Raw genomic sequence first — 11,091 nt, 5'->3', positions numbered from 1 at the left:
CCAGGGGATCATTACAAAAATCTTCTTCGTTTGGGCAAATAAAAAAGCCCAAGTAACTTAACATTACTTAGACTTCTTGAGCTACAAAACAATCAAATAGGCAGTATTCAAGGTTTTTCTTGGTGCCCGGGAAGGGACTTGAACCCCCACGTTGTTGCCAACAAAAGATTTTGAGTCTTCCGCGTCTGCCATTCCGCCACCCGGGCATTTATTTTGTTTACGTCTCATACCGGACAGTTGTTATAATACCATTTGCACGAATTATTGTCAAGTAAGTTTTTTAGCCAGAAATATAATTTCGCTTGTATTTCTAGGGAAATCTACCTTGACTTTAGCGTAAACAATCATCAGAAATTACTATCTGTAAAAAATTTGCTGCCTACATAAAGGACAATCATGCACTGACAGCCAATATATATCGTCGATTATTACTATTAACACGAAGGAAACAACTATGCCAACAATCAAAATCAAGGATCATACTATCACTTATTTGCTGCGTATTGATAGACGCCGAAAAACCATACAATTGCGCCTGCTTCCGGCTGCCATAGTTGAAATTGCCACCCCGAAAAAACTCTCGGATGATGAAATTAAGCAAATTCTTACCAATAAGAGCAGGTGGTTAATAAGCCGACTGGCCAAACAAGCTGCACTGGCAGCAAACCCGATAAACCAATCACTTTTGCCGGGATCTCAAATTCTATACCTAGGCCAGCCATACACACTAAGTGTTTTGCCAAGCCAAAGCATAAAACCAGAAATAATCATAAAACCCTCAGAAATTCACATATTGCTCCCTGCAGACAAGATAAATCTGGAACAACCGGTTACAACCGAACAAATACTAAAAGCCTGGCTAATAAACCAGGCTAGTGAATATTTTCTTGCTAGAACCAAGCATTGGGCGGCATTAATTGGCGTCAACCCTGTGCGTATAACCATCAGAGATCAAAAAACTCGTTGGGGCAGTTGTTCTAGTCTTGGCAATATAAACTACAACTGGCGAATTATCATGGCTCCCCCCCAAATAGTAGATTACTTGGTTATTCATGAGTTATCCCATTTACGGGAGCCCAATCATTCGGCCAAGTTCTGGAATGAAGTCAAAAAATTTGCTCCAGATTATCAAGAATGTCGCAAATGGCTCAACGATAACGGCAAAATTCTTTGTCGCATCTTCTGACTTACTTAGCCGGAATCAGACCTTTATCCTGGATAAATTGTAACAATAGCTCAGCAGTTGTACCAGTAATTTTCAGGCAAGTACGCCGCTGCTCCTGACTGCCAAACTCATGTGGATTCAGCACCCGACAGCAGGCAGCACCAAACGTCTCGGCAAAAACGCCATGAAAATCGTGGGAACTGCTGTAAATTGGGCCACGGCTTTGTTCCTTATTCTCCCGGCCTTGCAACATCCCCAATACCATAGTGGCTCCCGAAAGCGCACCACACATACAACCGGCATGCCCTAAGCCACCACCAAAACCGGAAGCCATTTTTAAGGCTTGGTCAGAAACGTCCAAGTTATAATAGTCACGAAAGGTTCTTACAATCGACTCGGAACAATTGTAACCTTCTTTAAAATATTTCCCGGCTAATTCTTTGATGCTTACATTTCCATGATCTTGTTCACTCATAATCATTTGATTCCCCCCTGCTTTCTTTAGCTAGTGGCTTCGACAACATGTTGATTTTCTCCTGCATACTAAACAACCTCTGCCAGACTCACCATTGGCAGAGGTTTGTTGTTACTTGATACGCTGTGATACTACATATGCTAATATGCCTCCAATCGCACCGGTGACGCATTGTGGCCAGCTCATGGCCAACATAATACTTCCAGCCACTTTCGGAGAAATAGCAATAAACGTAAGCAGCCAGGTGAACAGTCCATATAACAGCCCGCTTTTACCCAAAGTTGCCAAAACAATACTAGGAATACGCCCCAACGAGCGAGAAGCTAAAAACAGGCAAATATATCCTGCATTGGCTAGGGCAACAGGCAAAATGAATACCGGCAAAGGCAACTGGCCTTGAAAATAAGCTACAATCGGAGCTATTACCGCAATAATAAGTGCAGGCCACAAACCGGCCTTTTGGCTAGCTATAAGCAAAGCAGCATTTACCAAACTACCAATAATAAAGATTGACAAAAATGGTGGCAATGGTAAAAACAATCGCAATGACTGAAAAATTAAGGTAAGTGACAATAACAGCGCTGTTCTGGTTATAATCCGGCTGTCAGACATGAGTACTCCTCCCGGCTATCTACGCCGACGATGATTATAACTGCGACTGCGCCCAAACACCATATAAGCTAAAAGGGCAAGCAGAGCCAGATTACCAGCCACCCCACTCAATATTCCCAAGTCAACCAAAACATTAATTGCAGTCAAACCGCCAAGAAATATCATGGAACGCTTCATATCAATAAAAGGATCTCGACGTAATAACAAATAAGCTATCCCCAAAACAGCTAAATCAATAACTACCCACGCCAGTGTATTAAAAATAAGATACTTAAACATGCTACCGACAATCATAACAGCCAACACTTGAAACCACATTCGATTCACTGCAATTCCTCCTTAGATTTTTATGTACTTGCAAAAAACAATTAGCGAAGCTAACAGCAAAGAATAATTCCCATAATAAAATTATGCTTGATTGATAAAATTCCTGCCTTAAGTTCCTTAACTTCGGTTATGACTCATTTACACACCAATTTTTTTCAAAATTAATGTTTATATTTTATAACTTTGAGCATACTTTTTATTACACAATACATTATGAGGAGTGAAATTTATGAGTGTAGAAAAAGAATTTTCTTTTACTCTATTTGAACCTCGTCGTACCCGCCTTCCCAAAAATGACCAACCATCCATCGAAATACGTCCGAATGGACGCATAGTTTTTAACAAACAAGCCACTCAGCTATTAGAAAATAATCATTTTTGTATGTTAGGCTATGATCCCGTAAACCGGGCATTAGGAATTCTCCCATTGAGCGAACTTAAACCCAACACGTTTCCAATCCGTTATGCAGCCAAAGGCGCATATATCGGGGCCAAAAAATTTTTTAAACACTTTAACATTTTGCCAAACCAGTTGCTTGAAACGGTTCCATTTAAGACCGGCGAATTTATTGGTATATCTTTATAACAATATATCTCCTACCTCGCGCAAAAGTTACTCACATTTGAGTAGCTTTTGTTTTTGGGGATAAACGTTTTTTCTTGTCAATTATTATTATCGTACTGTAAAATTAAAGCAATAGCATAATTCGAGATAGGAGAACACTTATGGAAGAAAAACCTACGCTGACTATAACAATGCCACAATTACGCGCTGCTTTTGAAGCACAAGGGTATATTACTGATAAAGAACTGCTTACCACTGTTTATTTGGCACTTAAGCTGGAAAAACCACTTCTTATCGAAGGTGCTCCAGGCGTCGGCAAAACAGAAATCGCCAAAGTACTCAGCAACATTTTCGATACCGAACTGATTCGCCTGCAATGTTACGAAGGTCTGGATGAAAACAAAGCCTTGTATGAGTGGAACTATCAGCGTCAGCTCATAAAAATCCAATTGCTTAAAGATACTGCTTGTCAAAATCTTTCTGAAAATGACGTATTTTCATTAGAATACCTATTAGAACGCCCGCTGTTAAAAGCCATCCGGGCCGAAAAGCGACCAGTTTTACTCATTGATGAAATTGACAAAACGGATGAAGAGTTTGAAGCCTTTCTCTTTGAAATCTTGTCCGACTTTCAAATTTCGATACCTGAACTAGGTACTATCAAAGCGAAACACATTCCCATTGTGGTTCTGACAAGTAACCATGATCGAGAATTGTCAGAAGGCCTGCGTCGGCGGTGTGTTTATCTATATATTGATTATCCGACCATTGATAAAGAAATTAATATCATTCGCGCCAAAATTCCGGAAGTTACAGAAAAATTAGCATTACAAATAGCCACTGCTGTTAACCATCTGCGCAACAACCTAGCGCTGAACAAACAGCCTTCTATTGCCGAAACGCTTGATTGGACAAGAGCTCTCATTGCCATGCATGCAGATCATCTCGATTCCACCTTAGTTAAACAGACAATGGGGTTATTATTCAAAAATCGTGATGATTTAACAGCTTTTCAAAAAGATCTCGGTGCTGATGGACTTTGTGCCGCCGTCAAGCAAGCAATAAGTACAAACGCAGCTTGTCATTGCCATAACCATGTAAGCAGCGGAGGCTGATCATATTGAACTCTCTTGCCGATAATATTGTAGGTTTTGCCCAGATTTTACGCCAACTAGGTGTACGAATCAGCATTGCGGAAACCATTGATGCTGTAAACAGCCTAACAATCATTGACAATTTTGACCGGGACGAATTCCGCGCAGCATTAAAAAGTACACTAATTAAAAATGCAGAAGATCAAACAGCATTTGATCAAGCCTTTAATTTATTTTTTGTACCACCTGAAGCCAAACAACAGCAGCGTGAAGCCTGGGAATCAAAGCAACAACTAGAATTTGAACAAACTAAGCAGGCAGAGGAAGAATTAGTTTTTCAGGGCCGTCCGCTTGACATTCCCGACGAACTTAAAGACGTTTACAAGCGCTTACCTGAACAAGAAAAACAGCGACTCCAAGATTTTTTGGAAAAAACTTCAACAGGTAAAAATGTTACAGAGTCCTTTCAGCCAGTCGTAGAAAATCTGCTCAAAAGCTCCTTATCGTTTTGGCAACGACAACTGCCTCCAGAAGATTTAGCCCAGTTGGCTGCTGCCAGACGACAACTATTGGGACATAACGATCTGGACCATGTGGTTGATTCGGCAGCAGGGCTTGGCGGCACAGGCCGTAATCCCTTATTATATAAAAACATGCAAAACATTGCCGAGAATGAAATCCCACAAGTTACTGCGCTTATCAAGCGCTTGGCGCACCGTCTGACGACCCGTATCTCCCGGCGCTACCGTATGACCGGGCGCCGCAAACTCATTGATATCCGCCAAAGTATCCGCCGCAATATGCGTTATGGCGGTGTCATGATTTCTTTAAAATACAAAACCAAAAAAATTCATAAACCTAATGTTGTTGTAATCTGCGACGTATCCGCCTCCATGACCAAATATGTCCGATTTACCTTGCCATTGCTCTTTGGATTATCCAATGTTGTGAAGAATATCGAATCTTTTATTTTTGCCAACGATTTGGAGAAGGTAACCGGCTATTTTCGTGGCAGAGATGACTTTGCCCAAGTTACGGAAGAATTGATAACCAATTCAGCGCAAATGGGTCAAGGCACCAATCTTTATATTGCCTTAACAACATTAGCAGCGCAATACAAACAACTGTTATCCCCCTCCACCCTGTTATTTATTATCAGTGATGCCAATACGCTGGCACCTCTCGAAACGGCTGGCGAACTATCACTGCTGAGCAAAAAAGTCAAACAAATTTTATGGCTTAACACCCAGCCCAAAGAACGCTGGAACCAAAATAGCGCTATCCAATTATTTTCTCAACACTGTTCAATGTTTGAATGCTACTCTTTGGCACATTTAACTAAAATACTATCCCTTAATCTAACCCGACAACCATGAGCATTTGATTTTTAGTAGTGGTGTTTTGCAGGTGTGCAGCCCACTAATACACTGCTTTTACCCGTAATACCTGCAATGTATGAAATATCATAATTAATTAAAGGATGTGACTGATCCATGTATTTTGACGGACCATCGCTAGTTGCCCATTATCAACGTTGGCTCAATACCTACCGCGAGCCAATCGAGGAAAAACTAACCGCTGCCCTAAACCACAGAGACCAAAAGCAAGCTATGCATAATGCTATGGAGGTACTTCTGACAGAAATTTTACCTATGGCTTTAGCTGAAATGATTTTGTACAACAATGGCCGCCTGGAAGAATGTATGCAAGAACAGGGCGTCGGCTGTTCTGGTTGTGCCACCAATCTTAAATGAAAAGCAACCGCAGGTCTTATGTGACCTGCGGTTGCTTCATATAATCCATTGTCTAAATTAATATATTTAATTATTTTGCTGCATTTATTGACAGGATGAACAAGTGCCACAGGTTTGGACTGGAACTGGCAACCCAAACATCCCCAGCTTTTTCCCAAATAAATTGGTTTCGGTATCAATTGTGAGCAGAAATTGTTCATTATAATTAACCACCGAACGATGGGCATGAATGAATACACCATCAATGGAAAAAGCTTCATAATCACCTTTTTCATGATCTTGTGGTTCCCCAACCCGTACGACGGGAACGTCTGCTGTTTGAAGATTGCTGCAACCAGGTATCAGACGTTTCTCAATTTTTACCGTAATGACTCCGCCTGCCTGGGCAATAAACTCTTGTGCCCTTTCTGTCACTCTCATATTCATGGGTATCCACCCCTTATACAGTTATTTAATTTAGGTGTTACACATGATCGAGTAATTTCCTTCCTATTGCCAAATATCCAGGCCATTATTTATTTAGGTTTTATATAGACCGTCAGTAAGCCAGTAAACTGTTATTGCAGTAACATCACAAACTGCCTATAATAAAAAGTGATGTCTAAAACAAATCACCTGAAAGGATTACCAATGAACTCATTACCCTTATTTTACTTAGCATTAACCAGCGTTTCATTCTTCTGGGGGACTTCCTTTGCTGCCGCTAAAATTGGCATGTACGAATTGTCACCAATTAACTTAGGTATTTTTCGCGCAATTCTTGCCGCGATCCTATTTGTCATTATTTTAGTGAACAGGAAGCACGGCAATACGATTGAGCGAAAAGACATTCCTAAGTTTATTTTATTGGGGTTCCTGGTGATTACCTCCTATTTTTATCTTCACTATACAGGGCTTAGTTATACAACAACCATCAATGCCGCACTCATTGTTAATACTAGTCCCATTTTTACCGCATTACTAGGTACGGCGCTAGGATGGGAAAAAATCAGTACCATTGGCGTTATCGGTATCATGCTGGCCTTTGCCGGCGTAAGTCTAATCATTACCAATGGACAGCTTACTGCGATATTCCAGTCAGCTACTTTATGGGGCAATCTCCTGCTGTTGTCTAATGCCATTGTTTGGGCCGGGTTCACCTTATACGGTAAAGAACTTTTACAAAAATATAGTCCTGTCACTGCCATTGCTTATATCTATATTTTTGGTGCCATTATGCTATTGCCATTTGCCTTCTTTCCCAGCACAGTGGCACCGGTGCCCTTTATTGACCAAATATTAAATATAAATTGGAAGACGGTTGGCGCTACATTGTATTTGGCAATACTATGCTCTGTATATGGTTACTATATGTGGTATACTGGAGTTGGTCGCATCGGACCACTAAAAACTGCTGTGTTTGGCTATTTAAATCCGCTATTTGCTATTCTCGCCGGCATTTGGCTATTAGGTGAAAAACTTACGGTGTACACAATTATTGGCGGCGCACTGGTTATCGCTGGTGTATACCTGACAAATCAGGCTAAACAGGCTACTGCCTGCAAAATCGTTATGGAGAAGAGTTGAAAAGTATGGCTAAACAGCATATCGTTGCCCTTGATTATATTCGTGGCCTATCCATGCTGGGAGTTATCGGTATCCATACTGGTGCCTACTCGCTTTCCTACGCTTATGCCAATCCTCACCTATTTGCGCTTCTCGAAATAGTTACCCGATTTAGTGTACCAATATTTTTTTTCGTATCGGCATTCGGACTGTTTATTAATCAGCCGCTTTCGGCTGATTTTAACTATTTGTCATTCCTGCGCCGCCGCTTTAAAGCCGTACTATTACCTTATCTGATCTGGTCCATCCTTTATATGCTTCACTATACCTGGATAAGTGGTGATGCCAACATCTGGCTTGCTCCATCTGTTTATGAATACTTTATTTTTGGCTTAGCTTCCTATCAACTCTATTTTCTGGTTATTTTGGTTTGGTTTTATGTCCTTATGCCATTATGGCGGCGACTCGTAGGCTTACTTATCCAAGCTCCGGTAACAGGTCTATTGCTACTTCTAGGCGGACAAATCATCTTTAATTATTATTCAAGCTATATCCTCAAAACCGATTTTGATAACTATTACTTAAATATTGCTGTCCAATACCGGATGAGCTATTGGATTGCACATTATCTATTTATCTTTATTTTTGGTGGAGTTTGCGCTGAACTGTATCCCCAATTTCAAGCGGTTTTGGAACGTTACAAGCAAAAAATCAATATAACTTTTGCCGTCACACTGAGCGGAATGCTATTTTTCTACTACTACTTTATTTATTATGAACAATATAGCTTGGAAGCGGCCGTTAATACTGTCCATCAACTAAGTCCAATTGGCATATTATATACAGTAGGTGCAACGCTATTTTGGTTTAGGATCTTTAGTCTTCCGCTGCCACAATGGTTGTCAGGATTGTTAGCCCAGTTAGGACGATATTCATATTTGGTTTATCTTGTTCACCCATTGATTATGTATCATTTGTTCACTCAACTCATTAACGTTTCGTTGTCATTAACACCATTTTACACAGTTGTTTTCTATCTTGTTACTCTTGGTTTAAGTACAGGACTGTCGCTGTTAATTACCAAAGCAGGTCAGCTTATCCCTGTAGTAAGTTTGGCGCTGACTGGTGCATTTCCCAATCAAACGACGTTCCGCCGACATCGAGCATAAAAAAGCGAGATATTCTAACTATAAAATGAGGCCGTGGATAACTGTAAGTAAGTTTCTCCACAGCCTTTTCTTATCTTAAGTTAAAACTATAATCAGCGTTATTTGCTTAATACTTCGCAGCAACATAAAATTTTCTAAAAAAATAAATATCCTAATCTTTCTAGCTGCTTCCGGTCATCTACAGTTATCACTTCACCGATATTAAAATCGGCCTCATTAGCTGTCACGCGCCTTTGACGGCGTTTAATGTTTGTACAATACAAAAATAAGAACTGACAAAACTTTTTGATTGATTTATTGTGTGCAATGTTCTTCTGATGCTTAATCCAATCACGGTAGATTTGATCAATGATATCAGCAGTAGATACAACAAAGTTTTGCCTGGCAACAAACTCTATCAATTGGAGACACTCTCGCAGCAATACATATAACGCTTGTTGACGGAAACTATCATGGAGCGGGCCAGCATTAAGCTCGGCTACAAGCATACGACGGCCGTTCTCAAATAATGGGTATACAACCGCAAAACTTTCCCCCAATGACCGCTGGGCTATAGCTAGCTTGGCCGCTTGCCCGGCACCATCAACAGCTTGTCGCCAAATACAATCGTTTTGAACTTGTAGCGCCAAATCGAGACTGGCCATTGAAATTGCGCCAGCTAGAGGGCTATATGGATTTAAGCTGTCTATTCCTGCTAAGTAATTACAGTCTGAAATGATGATGGCTACTGCCTTATTGGGTAATAACCCTTTTTCCACCAGATGATACATATACGTAGTCAGGATTTCAAACAGTTTAGCATCCCCGGCTTTTACTGCTCGGTGTAACCAAGCAGATAGCACTCCGGCGACTTGCTCATACACAGCATCGGTTAGTGACATAGCCGCCAGCCAAGTCGACATTTTAGTCTGCATTTCGAGGATAAGACCCGTATCCTTCCGACGTAAAGCAATCAGGCCGATAAGCCGCAGGGAACGCATGACTGCTGCGTGACCAGCCTCATCCGCCACCACTCCCATAGCAACTGCAAGACTATCCACCGCCCTGGCTGCCAAGAAATTTTGGCGTTTTTTGAGGCTCATAACAGCTATAATCCCTAGTTGCTCAACGGCAGCCGGAACTTCAGCCGCTTGCATATTCTTAATCAATGGTCGAAAAGCGTCAATACCGTGGCCAGCAATATCAAGCTGGTTTGACCTTACGGCCAGATATACAGCGGCAGTAAGCCGCACCGGTTCTCCCTGCCTTCCTAAACCATAGCCATAGGCTAGCTTTAACAAATCAAACGCACGGTAAGCAGTATTGTTATTCCCGGCACTTAAGCTGGCATGGATGATTTTATAAATCTGCCGCAGTATCCGTTTGGTCTCAATGGCTGTTAGCGATCGCTTATTACAATTTCTCAGTTGAGATGTAATACGCGCTAATCGCCAATCAAGCCGCCTGGTGTAATACCACCAGGCAGCTATGATGGCCCCGATTAGCGCAGCTAATAATACTGCCACGAGGGTTTTTCCCCCTATCGAGCGTTAATTTCTCCCTGATATACAATACCCCGGGCAGCATCTACAGTAACGATAGACCCATCCTGCAGACGTTCGGTAGCCCCTTCAACACCGACAAGTACTGGTATGCCAAAACTTACTCCCACAATTGCAGCATGAGAAGTTAAACCGCCTTCCTCAGCAACAATGGCAGCCGCTTTCGCTGCATATGGAGCAGTTTCTTCATCAATAGCGCTAACTACCAGAATGTCGCCTTCCTGGAACTTAGTTTTAATATCTTTAACCGAATTGGCAATCACAATTTTACCCGTAACCGCCCGTTGACCAATGCCTGTACCACGCATCAAAATATTACCAACAACATGCACCCGTATCAGGTTAGTGGTACCTGACATACCTGCAGGCACACCGGCAGTCACAACAACCAAATCACCGTCTTTAACAACTCCGGCGTCTAACGAACTGTTAATCGCATTTTGCACCATTTCGTCAGTATTATTAAAACTAGGTCCCAAAATCGGATATACACCCCATAATAGCAACATCCGGCGAACAGTCTTTGGCGACGGTGTAACAGCTACTACGGTAGCCTTTGTGCGATATTTAGATACCATCCGGGCAGTATAGCCTGTTTGTGTTGCGGTAACAATGGCTGCAGCCCCTAATTCATATGAAATCTGCGCAGTTGCATGGCTAATAGCATCAGTAGTTGTGCGCTGCGACTGAATTCCTTTACCCATTAAAATTTCATTATAGCATAGTGAATTTTCAGTCCGCATAGCAATTCTCGCCATTGTCTGGACAGCCTCAACCGGATATTGTCCTGAAGCGGTTTCACCACTAAGCATGATGGCGTCCGAGCCGTCAAGAATAGCATTAG

At 41.6% G+C, this 11,091-nt stretch carries 13 protein-coding genes and 1 tRNA gene; 7 read left to right on the top strand and 7 right to left on the bottom strand.

The window, feature by feature from the left end; genetic code table 11:
• Nucleotides 1-120: 120 nt before the first annotated feature.
• Nucleotides 121-206: transfer RNA gene (locus AC29Z1_RS07560), tRNA-Leu, on the bottom strand.
• 248 nt (nt 207-454) lie between these two features.
• Here AC29Z1_RS07560 and AC29Z1_RS07555 point away from each other — a divergent pair.
• Nucleotides 455-1,186 (top strand): M48 family metallopeptidase, encoded by a 732-nt coding sequence (locus AC29Z1_RS07555; protein ID WP_488270847.1) that lies wholly within the window; start codon nt 455-457, stop codon nt 1,184-1,186.
• A 1-nt stretch (nt 1,187) separates the two neighbouring features.
• Here the strand turns inward: AC29Z1_RS07555 and AC29Z1_RS07550 are convergent, their stop codons facing one another.
• The 3 genes from AC29Z1_RS07550 to AC29Z1_RS07540 form a co-directional block, all read right to left on the bottom strand.
• Entirely contained in the window at nt 1,188-1,646 is a 459-nt protein-coding gene (locus AC29Z1_RS07550) for a C-GCAxxG-C-C family (seleno)protein (protein WP_488270846.1), read from the bottom strand.
• 105 nt (nt 1,647-1,751) lie between these two features.
• A complete protein-coding gene (locus AC29Z1_RS07545; protein ID WP_488270845.1) occupies nt 1,752-2,252 on the bottom strand; it encodes a hypothetical protein in 501 nt (166 codons plus the stop codon).
• A gap of 15 nt (nt 2,253-2,267) precedes the next feature.
• Nucleotides 2,268-2,570, bottom strand: a complete 303-nt coding sequence (locus AC29Z1_RS07540) for a hypothetical protein (RefSeq protein WP_488270848.1) — start codon at nt 2,568-2,570, stop codon at nt 2,268-2,270.
• 238 nt (nt 2,571-2,808) lie between these two features.
• On the opposite strand from AC29Z1_RS07540, the gene AC29Z1_RS07535 reads away from it, so the two are divergent.
• The 4 genes from AC29Z1_RS07535 to AC29Z1_RS07520 all read left to right on the top strand — a co-directional run bounded on the left by AC29Z1_RS07535 (nt 2,809) and on the right by AC29Z1_RS07520 (nt 5,992).
• A complete protein-coding gene (locus tag AC29Z1_RS07535; RefSeq protein WP_488270844.1) occupies nt 2,809-3,165 on the top strand; it encodes a hypothetical protein in 357 nt (118 codons plus the stop codon).
• Nucleotides 3,166-3,305: 140 nt separating this feature from the next.
• Nucleotides 3,306-4,259, top strand: coding sequence for an AAA family ATPase (locus AC29Z1_RS07530; RefSeq protein WP_488270843.1), 954 nt, complete (start codon nt 3,306-3,308; stop codon nt 4,257-4,259).
• A gap of 5 nt (nt 4,260-4,264) precedes the next feature.
• Nucleotides 4,265-5,614, top strand: coding sequence for a vWA domain-containing protein (locus AC29Z1_RS07525; RefSeq protein ID WP_488270842.1), 1,350 nt, complete (start codon nt 4,265-4,267; stop codon nt 5,612-5,614).
• Nucleotides 5,615-5,731: 117 nt separating this feature from the next.
• Nucleotides 5,732-5,992 (top strand): hypothetical protein, encoded by a 261-nt coding sequence (locus AC29Z1_RS07520; protein WP_488270841.1) that lies wholly within the window; start codon nt 5,732-5,734, stop codon nt 5,990-5,992.
• An 84-nt stretch (nt 5,993-6,076) separates the two neighbouring features.
• Here the strand turns inward: AC29Z1_RS07520 and AC29Z1_RS07515 are convergent, their stop codons facing one another.
• Entirely contained in the window at nt 6,077-6,418 is a 342-nt protein-coding gene (locus tag AC29Z1_RS07515) for a CC/Se motif family (seleno)protein (protein ID WP_488270840.1), read from the bottom strand.
• 171 nt (nt 6,419-6,589) lie between these two features.
• Here AC29Z1_RS07515 and AC29Z1_RS07510 point away from each other — a divergent pair, with 171 nt between their 5' ends.
• Nucleotides 6,590-7,558 (top strand): DMT family transporter, encoded by a 969-nt coding sequence (locus tag AC29Z1_RS07510; protein WP_488270839.1) that lies wholly within the window; start codon nt 6,590-6,592, stop codon nt 7,556-7,558.
• Nucleotides 7,559-7,563: 5 nt separating this feature from the next.
• Nucleotides 7,564-8,706, top strand: coding sequence for an acyltransferase (locus AC29Z1_RS07505; protein WP_488270838.1), 1,143 nt, complete (start codon nt 7,564-7,566; stop codon nt 8,704-8,706).
• 134 nt (nt 8,707-8,840) lie between these two features.
• Here AC29Z1_RS07505 and AC29Z1_RS07500 read toward each other — a convergent pair whose 3' ends face one another.
• Both AC29Z1_RS07500 and AC29Z1_RS07495 read right to left on the bottom strand, forming a co-directional pair.
• The gene (locus AC29Z1_RS07500) at nt 8,841-10,211 is read right to left on the bottom strand and encodes a hypothetical protein (RefSeq protein WP_488270837.1); all 1,371 of its coding nucleotides are present in this window, start codon (nt 10,209-10,211) and stop codon (nt 8,841-8,843) included.
• Between the two features lie 14 nt (nt 10,212-10,225).
• On the bottom strand, nt 10,226-11,091 hold an 866-nt coding region (locus AC29Z1_RS07495; protein WP_488270836.1), incomplete at its 5' end, for a pyruvate kinase.

It is taken from the genome of Sporomusa sp. (assembly GCF_057736855.1).
Note: the sequence above shows the minus strand (reverse complement) of the source record. Positions and strands in the feature narration are given on the sequence as shown.